At 72.8% G+C, this 20,820-nt stretch carries 15 protein-coding genes and 1 pseudogene; 11 read left to right on the top strand and 5 right to left on the bottom strand.

All coding sequences use genetic code 11. The annotated features are described in order from the left end of the window. Positions 1-219: 219 nt before the first annotated feature. From ACZ3IJ_RS03330 to ACZ3IJ_RS03320, 3 genes are all read right to left on the bottom strand, one after another. The gene (locus tag ACZ3IJ_RS03330; RefSeq protein WP_467465961.1) at positions 220-1,887 is read right to left on the bottom strand and encodes a carboxylesterase/lipase family protein; all 1,668 of its coding nucleotides are present in this window, start codon (positions 1,885-1,887) and stop codon (positions 220-222) included. 34 nt (positions 1,888-1,921) lie between these two features. Then, the gene (gene surE / locus ACZ3IJ_RS03325) at positions 1,922-2,845 is read right to left on the bottom strand and encodes a 5'/3'-nucleotidase SurE (RefSeq protein WP_467465960.1); all 924 of its coding nucleotides are present in this window, start codon (positions 2,843-2,845) and stop codon (positions 1,922-1,924) included. Positions 2,846-3,017: 172 nt separating this feature from the next. Then, the gene (locus ACZ3IJ_RS03320; protein ID WP_467465959.1) at positions 3,018-4,298 is read right to left on the bottom strand and encodes an MFS transporter; all 1,281 of its coding nucleotides are present in this window, start codon (positions 4,296-4,298) and stop codon (positions 3,018-3,020) included. Positions 4,299-5,050: 752 nt separating this feature from the next. Here ACZ3IJ_RS03320 and ACZ3IJ_RS03315 point away from each other — a divergent pair. From ACZ3IJ_RS03315 to ACZ3IJ_RS03305, 3 genes are all read left to right on the top strand, one after another. Further along, positions 5,051-5,767 (top strand): phosphatase PAP2 family protein, encoded by a 717-nt coding sequence (locus tag ACZ3IJ_RS03315; protein ID WP_467465958.1) that lies wholly within the window; start codon positions 5,051-5,053, stop codon positions 5,765-5,767. Between the two features lie 114 nt (positions 5,768-5,881). Then, positions 5,882-7,435 carry a carboxylesterase/lipase family protein gene (locus ACZ3IJ_RS03310; protein ID WP_467465957.1) on the top strand — a complete coding sequence of 518 codons (1,554 nt, stop codon included), beginning with the start codon at positions 5,882-5,884 and terminating at the stop codon, positions 7,433-7,435. Positions 7,436-7,608: 173 nt separating this feature from the next. Beyond that, positions 7,609-8,616 carry a LacI family DNA-binding transcriptional regulator gene (locus tag ACZ3IJ_RS03305; RefSeq protein WP_467465956.1) on the top strand — a complete coding sequence of 336 codons (1,008 nt, stop codon included), beginning with the start codon at positions 7,609-7,611 and terminating at the stop codon, positions 8,614-8,616. Positions 8,617-9,215: 599 nt separating this feature from the next. Here the strand turns inward: ACZ3IJ_RS03305 and ACZ3IJ_RS03300 are convergent. Continuing rightward, complete coding sequence (locus ACZ3IJ_RS03300; RefSeq protein WP_467465954.1) at positions 9,216-9,959, bottom strand: phosphatase PAP2 family protein; 744 nt, start codon at positions 9,957-9,959, stop codon at positions 9,216-9,218. A gap of 400 nt (positions 9,960-10,359) precedes the next feature. Next, entirely contained in the window at positions 10,360-11,313 is a 954-nt protein-coding gene (locus ACZ3IJ_RS03295) for an alpha/beta hydrolase fold domain-containing protein (RefSeq protein ID WP_467465953.1), read from the bottom strand. Between the two features lie 321 nt (positions 11,314-11,634). Between ACZ3IJ_RS03295 and ACZ3IJ_RS03290 the strand changes: the two genes are divergently transcribed. The 8 genes and pseudogenes from ACZ3IJ_RS03290 to ACZ3IJ_RS03255 all read left to right on the top strand — a co-directional run bounded on the left by ACZ3IJ_RS03290 (position 11,635) and on the right by ACZ3IJ_RS03255 (position 20,808). Continuing rightward, on the top strand, positions 11,635-12,105 hold the full coding sequence (locus tag ACZ3IJ_RS03290) for an ATP-binding protein (RefSeq protein ID WP_467465952.1): 471 nt from the start codon (positions 11,635-11,637) through the stop codon (positions 12,103-12,105). Between the two features lie 133 nt (positions 12,106-12,238). Further along, positions 12,239-13,897: pseudogene (locus tag ACZ3IJ_RS03285) on the top strand (AMP-binding protein); the annotation flags it as partial. A 33-nt stretch (positions 13,898-13,930) separates the two neighbouring features. Continuing rightward, positions 13,931-14,389 carry an acyl-CoA thioesterase gene (locus tag ACZ3IJ_RS03280; protein ID WP_467466261.1) on the top strand — a complete coding sequence of 153 codons (459 nt, stop codon included), beginning with the start codon at positions 13,931-13,933 and terminating at the stop codon, positions 14,387-14,389. Further along, the gene (locus tag ACZ3IJ_RS03275) at positions 14,380-16,719 is read left to right on the top strand and encodes an oxidoreductase (RefSeq protein ID WP_467465951.1); all 2,340 of its coding nucleotides are present in this window, start codon (positions 14,380-14,382) and stop codon (positions 16,717-16,719) included. Before ACZ3IJ_RS03280 ends, ACZ3IJ_RS03275 begins: the two co-directional genes overlap by 10 nt. A gap of 41 nt (positions 16,720-16,760) precedes the next feature. After that, positions 16,761-17,783, top strand: coding sequence for a carbon-nitrogen hydrolase family protein (locus ACZ3IJ_RS03270; protein ID WP_467465950.1), 1,023 nt, complete (start codon positions 16,761-16,763; stop codon positions 17,781-17,783). Beyond that, on the top strand, positions 17,780-18,907 hold the full coding sequence (locus tag ACZ3IJ_RS03265; protein ID WP_467465949.1) for a cupin domain-containing protein: 1,128 nt from the start codon (positions 17,780-17,782) through the stop codon (positions 18,905-18,907). The genes ACZ3IJ_RS03270 and ACZ3IJ_RS03265 overlap by 4 nt, the downstream gene beginning before the upstream one ends. Positions 18,908-18,997: 90 nt before the next feature. Beyond that, entirely contained in the window at positions 18,998-19,897 is a 900-nt protein-coding gene (locus tag ACZ3IJ_RS03260) for a fumarylacetoacetate hydrolase family protein (protein ID WP_467465948.1), read from the top strand. A gap of 203 nt (positions 19,898-20,100) precedes the next feature. Next, positions 20,101-20,808, top strand: a complete 708-nt coding sequence (locus tag ACZ3IJ_RS03255) for a maleate cis-trans isomerase family protein (RefSeq protein WP_467466260.1) — start codon at positions 20,101-20,103, stop codon at positions 20,806-20,808. Positions 20,809-20,820 lie beyond the last annotated feature (12 nt).

Genomic DNA, 20,820 nt, shown 5'->3' with positions numbered 1-20,820 from the left:
CTGCCGCCACGGGCGGCGGCTACCCGTGGGGTGCGCATTCATGCGGCTTCGTGCCGCTTGGTGCCGCTTCATGCCGCTTCATGCGGCCCACAGGTGTCGCAGTGGTACGGCAGCCATGCGGGCGCCACGCCGGGGCATCGCGCACCGGGAGCGGGTGCGCGATGCCCGGCGTGTCGTGACTGCCGTGTCGTCACTGCCGTGTCGCTACTGCCGTCGTGACTACAGCGGCGGTCCGCTCGGGTGCGTCCGCCAGAAGGCGCACTGGTGGTCCGTCTCGAACGACGAGCTGGGCCGCGTCGCCTCCGGATCGAGCGTCAGCACCGTGACCGGCCCGGTTCCGCGTCCGCTCCCCTCCCCCTCCCCCTTTCCGATGCCGGTCGCGGGTCCGATGCCGGTCGCGGGCCAGGCGGTCTGGCCCGGGACGGCCGGCGCGCCGAAGCGGGCGAAGGCTCCCCAGTAGCGCTTCATCCGTGTCGCGAGCGCCGTCTGGACCGGCGTCAGCGGCCGGTCGCCCGCCGTGAAGTCGTGCAGGTAGGCCAGCTCGGCGCTGTGCGCGTTCGACATGTCGAGCCCGGGAACCTGCGCACCCGCCAGAGTCGGCGACTCGGGGTCGTCGAACTCGTAGGCGAAGGTCGGCACCTGCGAGGCGAACAGCCGCGTCGTCCAGGCCGTGTGACAGGCGAAGGAGGAATCGGTCATGACCGCCGACAGCGCGAGGTACGGCGAGCCGTGCGCCGAGACCGGGTAGTGCGCGAGCACCTCAGGACCCGCCGTCCCGTACCCCGCGAGGATCTGTGCCGTGTACTCGGCCTCCGTCAGTCGTGGCTGCGAGAACGCCACGAACAGCCGGGACTCCGCGCGCGTGCTCCCGATGAGCACGGGCACCCTGTTCCACTCCCCGGTTCCGATCGCCTCCGCCGGATCCACCGGAAGCAGCCCGTCACCCGAGGCGGGACCCGAGGTCGGCCGTGTGCGCGCCGCCTCGACCAGCGCGCCGACCGGGGCGGCGCGCAGGCACACGGCCGCCCGAGCCGGATCGGCGCAGCCGACCGCCTCGGCGAACTCCCGCGCCTGCGCCGCGGCCCGCGCGCTGTCTGGCGTGCGGATCATCGTGCACGGGCCGCTCTGCAGCACGGCGCGGTGGAACAGACCCGCCGCAGAGGGCGCCGCGAGCAGTCCGCACACCGAACCACTGCCCGCCGACTGCCCCGCTACGGTCACGTTGCCGGGGTTTCCCCCGAACGCCGCGATGTTCTGCCGCGTCCAGCGCAGCGCCTCGACCTGGTCCAGCAGGCCGAACGAGCCGGAGCGCCGCGGGCCCTCCCGTACGACTTCGGGGAGCGCCAGATAACCCAGCTGCCCCAGGCGGTAGTTGATGCTGACCACGACGCTGTTCGTGAGGTCGGCCATCGTCCGGCCGCCGAACTGGGTTCCGGTGCCCTGGCTGTACGCACCCCCGTGGATCCACAGGATCACCGGGAGCCGGGATCCCGCCCCGGCTCCCCGGGGCCGGTACACGTCCAGGTAGAGGCAGTCCTCGCCGGCGGCGGACGGGTCCGCCAGGCCGAACGGCGAGAACTGCACACAGGCCTGAGCCTGGCTGTCCGCCTCGCGCACGCCGCTCCAGCGGCGCGGCTCGCGGGGCGCCCGAAGCCGGGCCTCGCCGATCGGGGGCGCGGCGTACGGAACGCCGAGGAACTCCTGCGCCCCATCGTGGTTCTGGCCACGCAGCTTGCCCTGCGCGACGGTGACCACGGGGCGCGGCGCCGCGCCCACGGCGGTGGTGGCCGCCGACGCGGGGGCCGTCGCCGTGAACAGCGCCAGCAGCGCGAGCGCCGTACCGAGCAGGGATCGTGCCGAAGTGGGCCGCTCTCCGGGCCTCTTCATCCGTCCTCCTGAATGGGCTGGTGGCACGAGGTGGTCAGGGCCGCAGACCGACGATCAGGGCGGAGGCGATGGCGTGGTCGGCGGGGCCGGTGTTCCAGTCGCCGCTCATCGGGCTGACGGCGATCCGGTTGCCGCTGACGGCCTCCAGGTCGCCTCCCTTCGCGGGTGAGCCCAGGTCGACCTTCACGTCGACCTTCCAGGTGCCGTCGCCGGAGTCGGTGAAGTCCGGTTCGAGAATCGTCTGCGCGTCCTGGAAGGTCGCGGACACCCCGGCGGCGGTGCCCCGCCCGTCGGCCCCGACGACGGGGTGGTTGACGTTCAGGCCGACCCCTTCGGGCAGCAGCGGGCCCGACTTCGCCCGCGCGCGCAGCCGGTCGATGAGCTTGACGGCGAAGTCGAGGGTCGGACCCATGGCGTTGACCGTGGTGACGGGGTCGGGTACCGAAACGCCGCCCGTGCTCAGCGCGATGGCGGGCACGCCCGACTCCAGGGCGGTCACGGCGCCGCCGACCGTACCGGAGTGGGTGGCGAGCCCGGCGACGTTCGGCCCGAAGTTGGTACCGGACACCACCAGGTCAGGGGCGCGGCCCTCGAAGACCTCGGAGAGGCCGAAGGCCACCGAGTCGCCGGGGGATCCGTCGACGGCCCACACCTTGGGCTCCGGGTGCTTCACCGTGATGGTGGGGGCGTTCGACATCTTCGTGCCGGTGCCGCTCTGGTTGGTGAGCGGGGCGACGATGGTGACGTCGTGTCCGGCGGCGGTGAGCCGTTCGAACGCCTTGCGGATGCCGGGCGCGTTGTAGCCGTCGTCGTTCGTGAGCAGGATCCGCAGCGGGGCGGCGGGCCGCGCGGGTGCCTGGGGGGCGGTCTGCGGCGAGGCGACGGCGGGCGCGGTGCCGGCGAGGGCCGCCGCACACAGCATCAGCATGGCCGGAGGCAGAACTCGCTTGCGTCTCACAGAAGGCTCCTAGGTAGAGGGAGGGAGGTGCCGGTGGTGGTGCGAGGCGAGGGTGGTGGTGCGGGGTGGTGCAGGTGGAGCGAGGGTGGTGGTGCTGTTACCGGCGGGCACGTGACCCTCGGCAGGTGCCCGCCGGAGCAAGGTGGGCCCGTAGCGGGCCGGCCGGGAGGGGTCAGCGCACGCTGCGGATCGGGAGGATGGCGAGCGCGCCGATCAGCGAGAGGGCGCCGCCGGCCAGGAAGAGCGGGGTGTAGCCGCCCAGACCGGTGACGATGGCGGAGGCGACGAAGGGGGCGATGATCTGCGGGCCGGCGTTCGCGATGTTGAGGACGCCCATGTCGCGGGCCGCGTCCTCCGCCCGGGGCAGGACGAGCGTGACGAGCGCGGTGTCGACGGCCATGAAGCAGCCGAAGGCGAGGCCGTTGAGGGCGCTGAACACGAGCATGCCGGTCCAGGTCGGGCTGACGACCGGCACCACCATCACCAGTCCGGCCAGCGCGGCCGACACGCCGACGAAGACCTTGCGCCGGTCCCAGCGGTCGGACAGCAGGCCACCGACGACGGTGGACAGCGCCACGGCGACCATCGACACCGGGGTGAGGATCGCCATCGCCGCGGGCGGGGTGAGCCCGGCGGGCAGCGCGACGTGGTCGCCCAGGATGTACAGCTGGTAGCCGACGACGGAGAAGTAGCCGAGCACCATCAGCGCGCGGCCGATGAAGGCCCACCGGAAGTCGTGGTTCGCCAACGCGGAGAGGAAGGCGGCGAGTTGGGATCCCTTGGGGGCCTTCGTCACGGGCTCGGCGCGGGGAACGTCACGGCAGAAGACGGAAAGCAGCAGGGCGGCGACGGCGACGATCGCGCCGAAGACCAGGTATCCGGTACGAAGGTGGGTCACGGTCTGCGAGGCGACGAGGACGCCGGCGGTACCGCCGATCGGCATCCCGAGCCCCACCAGCGCCGAGGCCGTGCCGCGGCGGGCGGCGGGCACCCGGTCGGGGACGATCGCGGTGACCGCCGCCTGGAAGGTGTTCATCGTCGCCTGGACCAGACACCAGCCGATGCCGACGAACAGCGCGGTGGAGACGCTGCCGAGGACGGCCAGGCTGATCAGCGCGCCGAGGGCGCCGCCGAGGATCCAGGGGTTGCGGCGCCCGCTGCGGTCGGAGAGTGCGCCCGCGATCGGATTGAAGGCCGTGGCGAAGACGGCGCTGATGCCCCCGATCAGGCCCAGGACGGCCACCTTGTCGTCCGGTGCGATCGCTGCCACCTGGGTGGGCAGGAGGACGGAGCCGACTCCCATGTACACCGCCATCATGGCGGAGTTGGCGACCAGCAGGAGGAACATCAGCGCGCGCTGGCGCGGAGCTTCCGGTTCCGAGGCGGTGGCCGAGGGGGCCCCGGTGCCGGGCGTGGGCGGATCGATCGGATCGGTCAGCTCGTTCGTGGCCATGACGACTCCTGGGAGGACGGAGTGGGGAGGTGGAGGTGTGCGGGACCGGCTGTGGTGCGGAAACGGAGTACGGGGACGCGCGGTACGGGCGGGCACCGCACCGGTTCCGGATAGGCGGGTGAGCGGTGGGTCCCGGTGAGGAGGGAGGCCGCGTGAGCGGTCGCGCGGGACCGCGGTGTCACCGGAAGCCGCCGCCGGCGGCTGCGGCAACATGATGTTGTTACACGTGTTACCCGCAGCGCTTGGACACTGTGTAGCACCCATTTCCGGACTCGGCTAGAGCTTTCGCAGGGTCGTTGCACGGATCGTGACCGACGAGAGATGCGCACGTCGAGCACGTGTAACCAACCTGGCGCCGCACTGACCAGGGAGATCGCGTCCCGAAACCCTCTTGCCCTTGTGGCGGCGGTCACGCATCCGCAATACTCCGTGCCCATCACTGCGGCACCATCGCGCCGCCCCCACCGCGAGGGCCCCCACGGCCCCGGCACTCAAGCCGACTCGTACCGCCGTCGGCGCTGTCGCGCACCGCACACCCTTCGGTGCACCACGCCACCCCCTTGGGTGCACCACCGCACCCCGTGCCCCGCGCTGCCACTCACCGCAAATCCGGTACTGCCGCACCCCCGCTCACCGCACTGCCGCACTCCTACTCACCGCACTCCCGCACCCCACACCCCACACCCCGCACCCCGCGACCGCCTTCCCGCGTGCCCCCACCGCCCGGGGTGAACGACCGTGAAAGGCCCGCCATGTCGCGTCCGTCCGACGCCCGTCTCCCCAGCGCCCCGCCCTCTCTCCCCGTCCACCACCTCCCGTCAGCGCCGCCACGCCACGCGCTCACCGCCGGTCTCGCGCTGCTCGCCGCGTCGCTGCTGTTCGGGCTGCTGCTCCTGGCCGGCGACCGCCCGTTCACCCAAGCACTCGACGATCGCTGGGCGGCGGCCATGAACGGCTCACGCGTCGACGCGGCCACCGGGTTCGCCACCGTCCTCGACCGGCTCGGCGGCCCGATCGGGGTGGTCCTCCCACTCATCGTGAGCGCCTGCCTGTGCGTCTACGGCCGCTGGCGCTCGGCGCTCTTCGTCTGCTCGGCCGCCGTCGCCTCCAGCGTCGTCGTGGTGCTGCCGCTCAAGCACCTGGTCGAACGCCCGCGACCGCCCCACCCCTGGGTCCTCGTCAACGACGGCTCGTTCCCCTCCGGCCAGGTCTTCAGCGCCGTGACACTGGTGGTCGCGGCCGCGATCGTGCTGTTCCCGCCCCGCGCGCGACGCTGGTGGTGGCCCGTCGGCGCCTCCTACGTCGTCGCCATGATGTGGAGCCGCACCTGGCTGCACGCCCAATGGCTCAGCGACACCCTGGTCGGCGCGGTGGCGGGAGCCGGAACGTGCCTGGTGCTGTGGCGGGCTTTCGCGCCCCTGCTGAGAACGGAGGCCGAGCGGTCGGCCGACAACAGCCTCTGGCTGTGACAGGGCGAACCCCGAACGGGCGCTATATGGAGAACAATTGACGGTCGTCGATTTTCCGCAATACTCTCGGCGGGTCGGCGCGTGCTCGGCGCGCGATCCAGGAAGGATTGGCTCATGGCTCTCACCCCGGACCCGGACCGGACGCTGGTCGACCTCCCCTCAGGGCACCTGCGCGGCGCCGTCGAGGGCGGGATCACCGTGTTCCGTGCCGTCCCCTACGCCGCTCCCCCGGTCGGCGACCTGCGCTGGCGCCCGGCCCGGCCGCACCCGGGCTGGGCCGGCACCAGGGACGCGACCGCCGACGGCCCCAGCGCTCCACAGCCCTACATGGAGGGCGGGGACCCCGTGCTCGGCGGGCACGGATCGCCGCCCTTCGACGAGGACTGCCTCACTCTCGACGTCTGGACCCCGGCGGCCGACGGGGCCCGGCGGCCGGTGCTCGTGTGGATCCACGGTGGCGGCTTCGTATCGGGGTCGGGATCGCTCCCCAACTACTCCGGCGAGACCTTCGCCCGGGACGGCGACCTCGTGATGGTGAGCGTCAACTACCGCATCGGGCCGCTGGGTTACCTCTACACCGGACCCGAGGAGGGCAACCCCGCGGGCGCCGGCAACCCCTGGCTCAGCGACCAGCTGGCGGCGCTCCGCTGGATCGCGGCACACATCGCCTCCTTCGGCGGCGACCCGGAGAACATCACGGTCGCCGGACAGTCGGGCGGCGCCGTCTCCACCGCCGCACTCGCCGGACTTCCCGAGGCGCAGGGGCTGATCAAGCGCGTGATCCTGCAGAGCCCGCCCTTCGGCCTCGACCTCCCGGGCCCGGACGCGTACGCGGAGCGCACCGCCGCCTTCATGGAACTGGCGGGCGTCAAGACCGTCGCCGAACTGCGCGAGCTGCCCTGGCAGGCGCTGATCGGCGCGACCGCGGGGCTCTTCGCCCACACGACGCGCTGGGGCTACTGGCCGACCCCGTTCCTGCCCGTCATCGACGGGGTCACCCTGACACGCCACCCCGTGGAGGCCCTGCTGCACGGCGCGGCGACCGGCATCGACGTGATGATCGGCTGGACCCGCGACGAGGCCAATTTCGGCTTCGCCCTCGACCCCGGGTACGCCGCCGCCGACCGGGAGCGGGTGACCGCCCGGATCGCCGAGACCTTCGGGGCGGACGCCGCGCCCGAGGTGTACGCGGCGTACGAGCGGGCCCGCCCCGGCGCTCGCCCCGCCGACGTGCTGATGGACCTGATCACGGACGAACTCTTCCGTGTGCCCGCCCTGAGACTCGCGGAGGGCAGGGCGGAGGCCGGGCGGCCGGTCAGGGCGTACCAGTTCGACCTGCCCACGCCCGCGTACGACGGCCGTCTCGGCGCCGCCCACTGTCTCGAACTCCCCTTCGTCTTCGCCAATTTCGACCGGTGGGCTCACGCGCCGTTCCTGAACGGGCTCGACCCCGCGGTCCGTGACCGCCTCGCGCGCGCCATGCACCGGGCATGGATCGCCTTCGCCCGTACGGGCGACCCCGACCATGCGGAGATGCCGGCGTGGGACCCGTACGAGACGGCGACGCGCACCACGATGCGCTTCGCCTCGACGGTGACCGCCGTCGGGGACCTCGCCGGTGACACGCGCCGTCTGCACGGAGCGGCCACGCGAGGCCCGCTGACGTAAGCACGTGAGGCTTGGCGACGTAAGAGAGAGGGAGCGTGAAGGAGGCGGCGCATGGAGGGGTCGCGTGAATGTCGCACGCGACCCACCATGCTCGTGATCTAACTCGTGTAACCTTGGGGCTACGGAAGGCATCCGCGCAGACACGAGCCTCGCAAGGAGCGTCACGGGACGTCATGGCAGAAGAAACCCCCGTCCCCGCCTCGATCACGAGCGCCGATGTGGCACGCCTTGCGGGCGTGTCGCGCGCCACCGTCTCCTTCGTCCTCAACAACACCCCCGGGCACCGGGTCAGCGAGAACACGCGTGCCCGCGTCCTCGACGCGGCCGACCGGCTCGGTTACGTCCCGCACGCCGCCGCCCGGTCCCTGCGCGCGGGACGCACCAACCTCGTCCTGATGCCTGCGTCGATCTCCGCGATCGGCCGGCTCGTGAGCGACTGGGTCGACGACCTGCACAGCGAACTCGACCGCCACGGCTACACGGCCGTCCTCCACGCGGGTCGTTTCACGGACGCCGTCGACGCCGCCCGGGCGTGGGCCGAACTGCGCCCGGCGGCGGTCGTCGCCCTCGACGGCGACCGACTCACACGGGACGCCGCCGAGTTGCTGCGCCGCGCCGGAGTACGCGGGGTGCTGGCCTTCGCCTCCCGACCGGTGCCCGGCGTCCACACGATCGGCTTCGACCACGCCCACATCGGCGCGGCGGCCGCCGAGCACCTCATCACCCGCGGCCGGAGCCGGATCGGCGTCGTCATGCCCCAGGAGCGCGGCCTCGGCGTGCTCGCCGCGCCCCGACTCGCGGGAGCGGAGTCGGTGGCCGCCCGGCACATGGCCACCGTCACCCCGCTGGAGCTCGCCTACTCCCGGGAGTCGGCCACCGCGCTCGCCCGGCGTTGGGCGGGTCTGGGTCTCGACTCCGTCTTCGCCTACAACGACGAGTACGCCGCGCTGCTGATGCACGCGCTCCAGGCCGAGGGGATCGCCGTCCCGGACGACGTGGCCATCGTCGGCTCCGACGACCTCGTCCTGTCCGGTCTCCAGCAGCCCGCGCTCACGACGGTCCGCCTGGACCTGGCCACGCCCGCGCAGGTCGCGGACGCGCTGCACGAGCTGATCGAGACCGGGTCGACCGCGCCCCTCCCGGCCATAGAGGCCGTACTCGTCCACCGCCAGACGTCCTGAGCCGGTCGCACGACGGCTTCCGGCGCGAGCGGCCCGGGACAGCGAGCCACCGTCGCCGCGCTGCCGGGGGCGCGCTGGCGCTTGCGCTCCGATCCGGGCGCCGGCCTCGTCGAAGCCAGCCGGGGCCGGGTTGCGGCCGCGGCGCCGTTGATCGCTGGACCCGCAGGCCGGGCGTTGCCGACCGCGAGGCACGCAGCCGTGCTCACCGCAGCGCGCGCGACTGAACAGCACGACGCCGGACCGCTCGGCTCCGAACCGCTCAGCTCCGGACCGCTCGCGATACGGGCCAGACCGCCTGAACGCGCGGTCCGGGACCGCACGACACCGAGCCGGACCGCCTGACGGCGCGATACCGGACCGCGCGTCGTCGGACACCGGCCGCCGCCCGCGTCCGGGCTGCCGTCGAGCGCGCCTTGCGTGCTCGACGGCCTCCGTCTCATCGGCCACCGCCGCCGGACCACGCGGCGTCGGACCGTGCCGCTTCGGACCGTGCCGCGCCCCCGCCGCGTAACCGCGGACCGCGCCCGCCTGAGCGCGTGCGCTCGGGCTGCGCGTGCTTCGGTCAGGCATGCTCGACCGAAGCACACGCGACGCGTCGGCTACGGAAGCGCGGGGGCGGCGTCCGGGACCGTCGCGGCCGCCCCCCGGCGGTCGCGGGCGGCCTCCCGGGCGAGCGCGGGGGCACAGAGCCACCACGCCAACAGACCCGCCCCCGCACCTGCGGCCGCACCGGCCGCGGTGTCGGTGAGCCAGTGCGCGTGAAGCCACGTACGGCTCCACATCATGGCCAGCGTGAACACCACGCCACCGAGCCACCACGCCCGCCGCCTGGCAGCCGGGACCAGCAGCACCCCGACGAGCACGACGAGCAGAGCCGCTCCGGCCGCGTGGCCGGACGGGAACGAGCCGTGGTCGACGCGGACCAGCGGGTTCGCCGGGCGGGGCCGGTCCACCAGGTGCTTGAGTCCCTGGACGACGAGCAGATTGCCCACGAGGTAGACGCCGAGCAGGAAACCGGCCGAGACCCACCGTCGGCGCAGGAGCAGGAAGAACAGCAGGGCCAGCGGTACGACGACACCCAGCGGCCCTCCGAACCAGTTCAGGACGGCGGCGAGGACGGCGTACGGCCCGTCGTGCGGGCCGCCCATCCATGCCAGCCATCGGTCGTCGAGGGCCTGGAACGGCGGGTTCACCGGGTCGGGCCGGACCGCGAAGGCCGGCAGCGTGGCGAACCCGAGCAGGAGAAACCCCGCGGCGAGGACGCCCTGATTGCGCGCTGCCGACGTCTCGGTGCGCGGCGGTCTCTCGGAGTGCGGGGAAGGGGTGACCGGTGTCGTGGACATGGGTGTGCCTCTCGCGGCCGCGGGGATGCCAGCGGCTCTGGGGGGGTCGGCGACTCCGAAGGGCCGTACAGGGACCGCCTGTTCGGGCGCACGAGCAGTGCCGACGGGAACGGAAAGGGGAGGGGTATACGGAAAGGGAGGAGACGGAACGGGGCTGGGAAGGGGGCGGGCAAGGGCGAGGGGGAACGGGTAGGGGTGGCGTACCGCGCCGGGAGCCTCGGAGCCCTCACCGGAGGCGTACCGGGCGCCGGGAGCCTCGGGCCTGACCTGAGGCGTACCGGCACGAGAACCTCAGGCATGACCTGAGGCGTACCGGCACGAGAACCTCAGGCATGACCTGAGGCGTACCGGCACGGGAAAGCCTCGGGCCCCGGGCCGACCCGCCCCTCCCCCGTGGCCCTCAGACCTTCGCGTCCAGGTGCCGGGCCAGGAAAGCGACGCTTTCCGCGACGATCCCCGGGATGTCCGCGGAGCCCAGGAAGATGTGGTCGGCGCCCTCGACGGCGCGCAGGGTCACCTCGCCGCCCGCCCCCGCGAGGGCCTCGGCGAGCGCCTCGCTCTGGCTGTACGGGACCAGACCGTCTCCCGTGCCGTGGACCAGCAGGAACGGCGGCGGGTTGGAACCCGCCGCGTACGTCACCGGGCTCGCGACCCGGGCCAGCGCCGGGCGCTCCGCCTCGGTGCCGCCGAGGAGGGCTTCGTACGGGTCGGGGAAGTCGCCGCCGGAAGGCATTCCCGGCAGGGGCTGACCGGCAAGTGCGGCGAGGTCGGAGACTCCGTACCAGTCGACGACAGCCCTGACACCGGTGTCCCCGGCACCCACCCCGTGCGCGCCCTCCAGCGCCTCGGCGTCGGCGCTGTGGGGGCCGACGAGGCCGGCGAGGGCCGCCAGGTGGCCGCCCGCCGACTCGCCCCAGACGGCGATCCGGTCCGGGTCGATGCCGAGGGCGTCGGCGAACCGGCGAACGTAACGGATCGCGGCCTTCACGTCGTGCAGCTGGGCCGGGAAGGGGGCTTCGAGGCTGTGCCGGTAGTCGACGGAGACGAGCGCGAGCCCGGCGGCCAGGACGGATCCGTGCAGCAGGGGCGCCGGGACGGTCGGCGGCGGGTAGCGGCGGTCGCCGTCCAGCCAGCCGCCGCCGTGGATCCAGACGACGGCAGGGAACGGCCCTTCGCCCGCGGGCACTTGGACATCGAGGAGGCGTGGGCGGTACCCGGGCGTGGTGGCGTACGTGACCCCGTGGAAGTGGCGTACCCCGTGCTCGTCCCTGACGGGCGGGACCGGGGACTGGTAGGGCGGGGGCGGCCAGGTCATGTCGGCCAGGTCGAACTCGGCCGGGTGGGATTGCGTCATTGCGGCCCTTCTGCCGGCCCCGGGATTCGTAGCGCTTTGTCCGAAATGCTTGCGCCCGGAGCCCGGGGAGACGTAACGTGTTACACGTGTTATCAAAACTCTAGCGACGCGTTTCCGCCGACGACAAGCCCAACGGCTGTCCGACTCTCGAGTTAGTTACACGAGTGACCGAGCGGTCGCGTTGCGCAGCCCCTCTGGGAGCACGTCATGCTCACCGCCACCGCCCGTCCCGCGCCCCGCGTTCCGGCCGCCGCGCACGCCTCCGGCCATACGCCGGCCCACTCGACGCCTCACTCGACGCCACACTCGGCCCCTCACCCGATGCCTCACTCGACGCCCCACGCGCCGAGCCGCCCGTCGGAACGCGCCCGGACCCCGCTCCCCACTCAGGCCTTCGTCCGCTGGGTCCCCGATCCCACCGCCGCGACCGTCCCCGTGGTCCGCTCGCGCGTCCGCACTCTGCTCGAAGGGTGGCGCATCACCTCCGACGTCGCGGACACCTTCCTGCTCGCCGTCAGCGAGCTCGTCGGCAACGTCGTCCGGCACGCCGCCGCCGCGACGGACCGCATGCGCGTCGGCGTCTCACGCGGCGAGGGCTGGCTGTGCCTGCAGGTCGCGGACGGAGCGGCCGTTCCGCCGCGCCTGCCCGAACCCGCCGAGGTCGACCCGGACGCCGAGTGCGGGCGGGGCCTGCTCCTGATCCAGCTGCTGACGGCCGAGGCGGGCGGCGAACTCCTCGTCATCGCCCACGACTTGGGCAAGTGCGTGCGGGTGCGGCTGCCGCTCGCATGAGCCGGCCGCGGCGCGGCGAGGGGGGTTCCGAGGGCGCCGAGGGGGTTCAGATTTATCGCGGAAAGTTGACGGCCGCCAAATTATCGAGATACTTGCCCCATCTCCCGCTGCTCCCTGATTGAGGTGCCGCCCCATGGAGCTCTCCCCCTCGGCGCATGCCGACCCCTTCTGCCGCGACCGGCTTCCCGACTTCTCGCTCTGGCCTCAACTCCACTTCGATCTGCCGGAGTTGGCCTATCCCGACCGCCTCAACTGCGCACGCCGCCTGCTCGACGACGCGGTCGAGCGCTGGGGCCCCGACCGGCCCTGTCTGCTGACCCCGACCGGACGCTGGACCTATGGCGAGCTCCAGCGGCGCGCCGATCAGGTCGCCCAGGTGCTCACCGAGGATCGCGGGCTCCGACCCGGAAACCGCGTACTCCTGCGCGGCCCCAACAACCCCTGGCTCGTGGCCGCGTGGTTCGGCGTCCTCAAGGCCGGCGGTGTGGCCGTCACGACGATGCCGCTGCTGCGCGCCGCCGAACTCGCCGAGCTGTGCGAGATCAGCCGGCCGTCGGTCGCCCTGTGCGACCACCGCTACGTCGCGGAACTCGCCGCCGCGGCTCCGCCGGATCCTCCGGGAAGTCCCGGGCCGCCGGGCATGCCCGTCATCTCCTACGGGGGCCCGGGCGACGCCGATCTGACCGCCCTCTGCGCGAAGAAGGAAGGCCGGTTCACCGCGGTCGAGACGGCCGCGGACGACGTGGCGCTGATCGCCTTCACCTCGGGTACGACGGGCCGCCCCAAGGCGACCCTCCACTTCCACCGGGACGTCCTCGCCAACGCGGACACGTTCTCCCGGCACGTCCTGAAGCCCGGCCCGAACGACGTCTTCACCGGCACGCCGCCGCTCGCGTTCACGTTCGGCCTCGGCGGACTCGTGGTCTTCCCGATGCACGTGGGCGCCGCGACCCTGCTGGTCGAACAGGCCGCCCCCGAGGAGCTGGCCGAACTGGTCGCCGCGCACGGGGTGACCGTCCTGTTCACCGCGCCCACCGCCTATCGGGCGATCATGGCCGCCGGGGCGACCGGGAAGCTGTCCGGTCTCCGCCGCTGCGTATCCGCCGGAGAACCCCTGCCCGCCACGGTATGGGAGGAGTTCCACGCCGCGACGGGCCTGCGCATCATCGACGGCATCGGTGCCACGGAGATGCTGCACGTCTTCATCTCCGCCGCCGACGAGGACATCCGGCCCGGCTCCACGGGCCGGCCCGTCCCCGGATACCGCGCCGCCGTGGTCGACGACCGGGGCGATCCGGTGCCGGACGGGCAGCCGGGGCTGCTCGCCGTGACGGGGCCGACCGGCTGCCGCTACCTCTCCGACGCGCGGCAGACCACGTACGTCAGGAACGGCTGGAACATCACCGGCGACACCTACATACGGGACGCCGACGGGTACTTCTGGTACGTGGCCCGCAGCGACGACATGATCGTCTCCTCCGGGTACAACATCGCCGGCCCTGAGGTCGAGAAGGCCCTCGCCGCCCATCCGTACGTCGAGGAGTGCGGTGTCGTCGGCGCTCCCGACGTGGGGCGCGGCATGATCGTCAAGGCGTACGTCGTCCTGCGCGAGGGCACCCGCGCGGCCGAGGCCACCGCCCGGGAGCTCCAGGCCCACGTCAAGCAGGCCATCGCTCCGTACAAGTACCCCCGCGCCGTCGAGTTCGTCGCGGAACTGCCGAGGACGGCCAACGGCAAGCTCCAGCGCGGAGAACTGCGACAGCGCGCACGGGCCGAGGCCCGGGCCGGCCGCGCCGCCGAGGGCGGTCGCTCCGCCGGAGCCGCCGTGCCGCCGTCCCCGCGCCTGCCCGGTGTCACGGTGGAGCGCCGGGTGGAATGGCCGGACACGGACGCCGCCGGGCACTACCACCACTCCACCGTCGTGCGCTGGGTCGAGGCGGCCGAGGCCGTGCTGCTGCGCCGCCTGGGTCTGTCCCATCTCTTCGGCAGCACGCCCCGGGTGCACTTCGAGGCCGACTACCGCGCCCGGCTCTGGTTCGGCGAGGCCGTCCGTACGGAGCTGCGCGTCACGAAGGTCGGTACGAGTTCCCTGCACTACGCCTTCACCGTCCGCGGCGCGGAAGGGACGGTGGCCGCCACCGGCCGCATGGTCGTCGCCCATTCGGCGGCCCGCGCCACCGGCACCTCACCCTGGCCCGCGGACGTGCGCGAGGTCCTCACCATGGCGGGCCCGCAGGCCCCCGAGCTCATCACCGGAACCACTGGAGGTACCCCGTGCGCGTAGCGGTCATCGGAGGAGGGCCCGGCGGCCTGTACTTCGCGGCGCTGGCCAAGCAGCTCTCCCCGGACTGGGAGGTCACGGTCTGGGAGCGCAACGCGCCCGACGACACCTTCGGCTTCGGCGTCGTCTTCTCCGACGAGACGCTCGACGGGATCGCGAGCGCCGACCCGGTCGTCCACGCCGCCATGTCCGCGGAGTTCGCCCGCTGGAGCGACATCGACGTCCGCTACCGGGGCCGGACCCTCACCTCCGGCGGCCACGGCTTCGCCGCCCTCGGCCGACGGAGTCTGCTGCGGATCCTCCAGGACCGCTGCGCCGAGCTCGACGTGGACGTCCGCTACCGCACGCAGGCGCCGGCCGCGGACCGGCTCGCCGCCGCGTACGACCTGGTGGTGGCGTGCGACGGAGTCCGGTCGGCCACCCGGGCCGCCTACGCCGGCACGTTCGGCCCGGACCTCGACGAGCGCTCGGGCCGGTACATGTGGCTCGGCACGGACAAGGTCTTCGAGGCTTTCACGTTCATCGTGGAGGAGCGGGAGTTCGGCACCCTCCAGGTGCACGCGTACCCCTACGACGACACGCGCTCCACCTTCATCGTGGAACTGGACGAGGACGCCTGGCACCGCGCCGGGTTCGCCGACTCCGCCGACCGGGCGTCCCCGCCGGGGGCGAGCGACGAGGAGAGCATCCGGGTGTGCGAGGAGATCCTCGCCGGGCACCTGGACGGACACCGGCTGCTCCCCAACAACTCCAAGTGGCTCCGCTTCACGACGGTGCGCAACCGCACCTGGCGGCACGAGAACGTGGTCCTCCTCGGCGACGCGGCCCACACGGCCCACTTCTCCATCGGCTCGGGCACCAAGCTCGCCATGGAGGACGCCCTCGCCCTCGCGGCCTGTCTGCACGAGCATCCGGCGGACATCCCCGGCGCGCTCGCCGCGTACGAGGACGAGCGCCGTCCGGTCGTGGAGTCCACCCAGCGGGCCGCGCAGGCGAGTCTCGAGTGGTTCGAGAACATCGACCGCTACACCGGTCAGGACCCGCACCAGTTCGCCTTCAACCTGCTGACCCGCAGCCGTCGCGTCACGTACGACAATCTGCGCGTCCGCGACGAGGCCTTCACCACGGCCGTCAACGGCACCGCGTCCGTGCCGCCGATGTTCCGGCCCTTCCGCGTCGGCGGGCTGCACCTGCGCAACCGTGTCGTCGTCCCACCCACCGCGCTCGCCACGGCCCGTGACGGCGTCCCGGGCGACTTCGACCTCGTCCATCTGAGCACGCAGGCCCTCGGCGGGGCCGGCCTGGTCGTCGCCGGCATGACGGCCGTCAGCGCCGACGCCCGCCCTGACCAGGGCTGCCCCGGACTCTGGAACGACGACCAGGAGGCCGCGTGGCGGCGCATCACCGGCTTCGTGCACGGCCAGAGCGACACCTGCCTCGGCCTCCAGCTCACCCACGCGGGGCGCCGTGCGGCCGCCGGTCGGCTCGTCGCCGCGTCGCCGCTGCCCTGGGAAGCGGGGGGTCCGGTGCCACGCGAGGCGACCCGGGGCGACATGGACCTGGTCGTACGGGATTTCGTGCGCGCGGCCCAGCGGGCCGACCGGGCGGGGTTCGACGCCCTGGAGCTGCAGTACGGGCACGGGCATCTCATGTCCGGGTTCCTCTCACCGCTGACCAATCGGCGCACCGACGAGTACGGCGGAGGCCTGGCCGGCCGGCTGCGCTTCCCCCTCGAAGTGCTGCGCCGTGTGCGGGAGTCGTGGCCCGCCGGGAAGGCGCTGCTGGTCCGGATCTCGGCCGCCGACTGGGCCGAGGGCGGGCTGAGCGAGGAGGACGCCGTGGGCATCGCGCGTGCCCTCGCCGGGGCGGGCGCCGACGCCATCGACGTCTCCACCGGCGAGGTCGTCGCCCACGAGCGGCCACGGTTCGGGCGCAGTTACCAGACCCCGTACGCGGACCTGATCCGTAACGCCACCGGGGTCCCGACCATCGCGGTCGGCGCCATCTCCACGTACGACGACGTGAACTCGATCATCCTGGCGGGCCGCGCCGACCTGTGCGGTGTGGGCCGGGCCCAGCTCCACGACCCGCTGTGGACCCTGCACGCGGCCGCCGCCCAGGGCTACCGCGGCCCGGCCGCGCCGTGGGCACCGTCCTGGAGGGCGGGCAGCGGCCGGCCGCCGGCGGCCCGTACGGACCGGGTGCCGCCACGTCTCGAACTCCTGCGGCGGCCCGCCGCGCCCGTGCACCAGCGGTGGCTGCCGCGCGCCGCCGCCGGAGCCGTCGCGGCCGGTGGCGGGCCGGCCGATGCCTCCGCCTCGCTCGCACGCTGAAAGCCGCCACCTCGCCCGTCTGCCGGAAGGAGAGAACTTCCTTGTCATCACAGCCGCTTGACCACCTTCCCCGGTTCACAGCCGCCGCCGTCCAGGCATCACCGGTCTATCTCGACCCCGCCGCCACCGTCGACAAGGCGGTCGCCCTGATCGCCGAGGCGGCCGGGAACGGGGCCCGGCTGGTCGTGTTCCCGGAGGTGTTCGTCCCCGGATACCCGTACTGGAACTGGACGATGAACCCGGTCCAGGGCTCGCCGTGGTTCGAGCGTCTCCAGCGCGCCTCGGTCGACATCCCCGGCCCGCACGTCGACGCGCTGCGCGCGGCGGCCCGCCAGTACGGCGTGGTCCTGGTCATCGGTGTCAACGAACGCGCCGCCCACAGCCTCGGCGTCCTTCACAACACCCTGCTCACCATCGGCCCTGACGGTGAACTCCTGGGCGTGCACCGCAAGTTGGTGCCGACCTGGGCCGAGAAGCTCACCTGGACCGGCGGCGACGGAAGTTCGCTGCGCGTCCATCGCACGCCCGTCGGTCCGCTCGGCGCCCTCGCCTGCGGGGAGAACACCAACACCCTGGCCCGCTTCACGCTCCTGGCGCAGGGCGAACTCGTGCACGCCTCCTGCTACATCGCGCTGCCCGTCGCCCCGGCCGACTACGACATGGCCGACGCCATCGCCGTCCGCACCGCCGCCCACAGCTTCGAGGGCAAGGTCTTCTCCGTCGTCGCATGCTCCACCGTCTCCCCGGAGATCGTCGACACGCTCGCCGGGGACGACGAGGAACTGCGCGCGCTGTTCCGGCGCCCGCGCAGCGCCCTTTCCGGCGTCTTCGGCCCGGACGGCCGTCCCGTGACCGAGCCGCTCGTCGACGACGAGGGCATCGTCTACGGCGAGATCGACCTCGGCCGCTGCATCCAGCCCAAGCAGATGCACGACATCACCGGCCACTACAACCGCTTCGACGTCTTCCGCCTCGAAGTCGACAACACCCCGCGCCGGCCGGTGACGTTCACCGTGCCGCCGACGGGTTCCCCGACCACCACCGCACCTGAGGAGGACGTATGACCATCGAGCAGGACGACACGATGCCCGGCCGCGCCCGGGTCTCCGACACCCCCGAACTCCGGCGCTACTACGGCGAACTGGAGGCGCTGGACGCCGGCGCCCTGTGGACCGTCGCCAACGACATCGAACCCTGGTATCCACGGCCACGGTCGGTTCCCGTGCTGTGGCGCTACGAGGAGCTGCGACCGCTCGTCCACAAGGCCCTCGGGCTCGTGGACGCCGACGACGCGGGCCGCCGGGTCGTGATGCTGGTCAACCCCGGCCGCAGGGACGTCAGCGCCGCCGCCGGACTCCTCTACACCGGCCTCCAGATCATGGGCCCGGGTGAGGCGATGACCGCTCACCGCCACCAGGCAGCCGCGCTGCGGTTCGTCCACGAGGGCACCGGCGCGTGGACGATCGTCGACGGCGAGAAGCTCAGGGTCGGGCCGCGCGACTTCGCCATCACCCCGAACGGGACCTGGCACGAACACGGCAACGAGGGGACCGACGCCCCGGTGATCTGGCAGGACGGCCTGGACATCCCCCTGGTCAACGCGCTGGACGCCGGGTTCTACGAGGTGCACCCCGAACTCCACCAGACGCCGGGGAAGGTGGTGAACGCCTCCGTCCTCACCTATTCCGGCACCCTCCTCCCGTACGGCGCGGAGAAGTGGACCCGGCCCTGCTCACCGCTCCTCGCCTACCCGTGGGAACCGACGTACGAGGCGCTGTGCGGCCTCGCACGGGCGACCGAGGGCTCTCCGTACGACGGGGTCATCGCCGAGTACACCAACCCGGTGACCGGCGGCTCGGTGATGCCGACGATGGGCGCCCACATGCAGCTCCTGCGCCCCGGGCAGGCGACCGCGGCCCACCGGCACACCGGCTCGGTGATCTACACCGTGGCCAAGGGCAGGGGCGCGTCGGTGATCGCCGGACGGCGGTTCGAGTGGCGTGAGGGGGACATCTTCTGCGTGCCGTCCTGGGCCTGGCACGAGCACGAGAACCTCGACGCGTCCGAGGACGCCTGTCTCTTCTCCTTCGACGACTTCCCCGTCATGCGCTCGCTCGGCTTCCACCGGGAGGAGGCGTACCCGGACAACGGCGGCCACCAGCCCGTCGCCCCCTCCCCCGCCGGCTGAACCGCCCTGCGAACCGCCGCCTCCGCCGCTGCCTCCGCCGTCGGCTGAAACGCCGTCCGCCCTCCGTCCGACCCGCAAGGAGCACCTGCCATGCGTCTGCTGACCTTCACGACCACCACCTGCGCCGATCCCCGGCCGGGTGCCGAGACCGACGGCCACGTCCTCGACCTCGCCGCCCTCGCCGACCACGCGGGCGTACCGCTCCCGCACGACCTGCTCGGCCTGGTCCAGGCCGGCCCGTACGGGCTGGCAACCGCTCGCCGACTGCTCGACGGCGACCTGCCGGCGCACGCCGTCCACCGGACCGAGGACGTCCGCCTGAGCGCGCCCTTCCGCCCGGGCAAGATCATCGGCGTCGGTCTCAACTACGTCGAACACGTCGAGGAGTCCAGCCGCAGTCTCGACACGGACAGGGAACTCCCGCCCCGCCCGGTGCTGTTCGGCAAGCCCGCCACCGCCGTCACCGGTCCGGGCGCGCCCATCCTGCACAACGCCGACCTCACCACCCAGCTGGACTGGGAGTGCGAACTCGCGGTCGTCATCGGCCGGACGGCGTACCGGGTGAGCGAGGAGGAGGCGTACGACCACGTCTTCGGCTTCAGCATCGTCAACGACATCAGCGCCCGGGACCAGCGCCGCTCCGGTCAGTGGTTCTTCTCCAAGGGGCAGGACTCGTACGCGCCCTTCGGCCCGGTGGTCGTCACCGCCGACGCGATCCCCGACCCGATGGATCTGGACCTCTCGCTGCGCGTCAACGGCGTCACCAAGCAGAAGTCGAACACGCGTCACATGCTCTTCCCGATCGCCCGCCTGATCGCCGACATCAGCTCCGGCGTCACCCTGGAGCCCGGCGACGTCATCGCCACGGGTTCGCCCTCAGGGGTCGGGGCCGGGATGGTCCCGCCGGAGTTCCTCACGCCCGGTGACACGGTGGAGGCCACGGTCGAGCTGATCGGCACCCTGACCAACCCCGTGGTCGACGCCCGCTGACCCGATGGCCGACGCCCGCCGACGCCGTCGTCGACGCCCGCTGACCCGATGGCCGACGCCCGCCGACGCCGTCGTCGACGCCCGCTGACCCGGTCGTGGACGTCCCGCCGACGCGTCGGACACGTCCGTACGAGAACCGAGGAGCACCCGTGTCCCCCCGCACCTACCGCATCGGCCAGATCGTGCCGAGCTCGAACGTCACCATGGAGACGGAGGTCCCCGCGATCCTGCGCGCCCGCGCCGCCGTCGCGCCGGACGAGCGTTTCACCTTCCACTCCAGCCGGATGCGCATGACCCATGTGACACCGGAGCAGCTCAAGGCCATGGACGCCGACTCCGACCGCTGCGCCGTGGAACTCTCCGACGCACGGGTCGACGTGCTCGGTTACGCCTGTCTCGTCGCCATCATGAGCATGGGTCCGGGATACCACCGGGTCTCCGAGGAGCGACTGCACCTGCGTACGGTCGAGAACGGCGCCCCGGCGCCGGTCGTCACCAGCGCGGGGGCTCTCGTCCACGGGCTGGACACCATCGGCGCCAGGAAGATCGCCCTGCTCGCCCCGTACATGAAGCCGCTTACGCGGACCGTCGTGGACTACCTCGTCCGGGAGGGCATCGAGGTCCTCGACCACCGGGCCCTGGAGATCCCGGACAACCTGGCCGTGGCCGCCCACGACCCGGCCAGGCTGCCCGGTCTCGCCCGCGCGCTCGACCACGCGGACGCCGACGCGGTCGTCCTCTCCGCCTGTGTCCAGATGCCCTCGCTCGGGGTGATCGAGGAGACCGAACAGCTCCTGGGCAAGCCCGTCGTGTCGGCCGCCGTGTGCACCGCCCACCAGATGCTGCGCACCCTCGGTCTGAGCGCGGTGGCCCCCGGTGCCGGGCACCTGCTCTCGGGGGCGTACGCCTGAGCCGGACGGGCC

The organism is Streptomyces sp. NPDC013317 (assembly GCF_055563155.1).
The sequence above is the reverse complement of the archived record's forward strand: the minus strand, read 5'-3'. Positions and strand labels throughout refer to the sequence as shown.

What these genes read in the sequence shown, in the direction of transcription:
- ACZ3IJ_RS03330 (WP_467465961.1), bottom strand. Translation starts at nt 1,887, where the DNA reads ATGAAGAGGCCCGGAGAGCGGCCCACTTCGGCACGATCCCTGCTCGGT.
- ACZ3IJ_RS03320 (WP_467465959.1), bottom strand. Translation starts at nt 4,298, where the DNA reads ATGGCCACGAACGAGCTGACCGATCCGATCGATCCGCCCACGCCCGGC.
- ACZ3IJ_RS03315 (WP_467465958.1), top strand. Translation starts at nt 5,051, where the DNA reads ATGTCGCGTCCGTCCGACGCCCGTCTCCCCAGCGCCCCGCCCTCTCTC.
- ACZ3IJ_RS03310 (WP_467465957.1), top strand. Translation starts at nt 5,882, where the DNA reads ATGGCTCTCACCCCGGACCCGGACCGGACGCTGGTCGACCTCCCCTCA.
- ACZ3IJ_RS03305 (WP_467465956.1), top strand. Translation starts at nt 7,609, where the DNA reads ATGGCAGAAGAAACCCCCGTCCCCGCCTCGATCACGAGCGCCGATGTG.
- ACZ3IJ_RS03300 (WP_467465954.1), bottom strand. Translation starts at nt 9,959, where the DNA reads ATGTCCACGACACCGGTCACCCCTTCCCCGCACTCCGAGAGACCGCCG.
- ACZ3IJ_RS03295 (WP_467465953.1), bottom strand. Translation starts at nt 11,313, where the DNA reads ATGACGCAATCCCACCCGGCCGAGTTCGACCTGGCCGACATGACCTGG.
- ACZ3IJ_RS03290 (WP_467465952.1), top strand. Translation starts at nt 11,635, where the DNA reads ATGCCTCACTCGACGCCCCACGCGCCGAGCCGCCCGTCGGAACGCGCC.
- ACZ3IJ_RS03265 (WP_467465949.1), top strand. Translation starts at nt 17,780, where the DNA reads ATGACCATCGAGCAGGACGACACGATGCCCGGCCGCGCCCGGGTCTCC.
- ACZ3IJ_RS03260 (WP_467465948.1), top strand. Translation starts at nt 18,998, where the DNA reads ATGCGTCTGCTGACCTTCACGACCACCACCTGCGCCGATCCCCGGCCG.
- ACZ3IJ_RS03255 (WP_467466260.1), top strand. Translation starts at nt 20,101, where the DNA reads ATGGAGACGGAGGTCCCCGCGATCCTGCGCGCCCGCGCCGCCGTCGCG.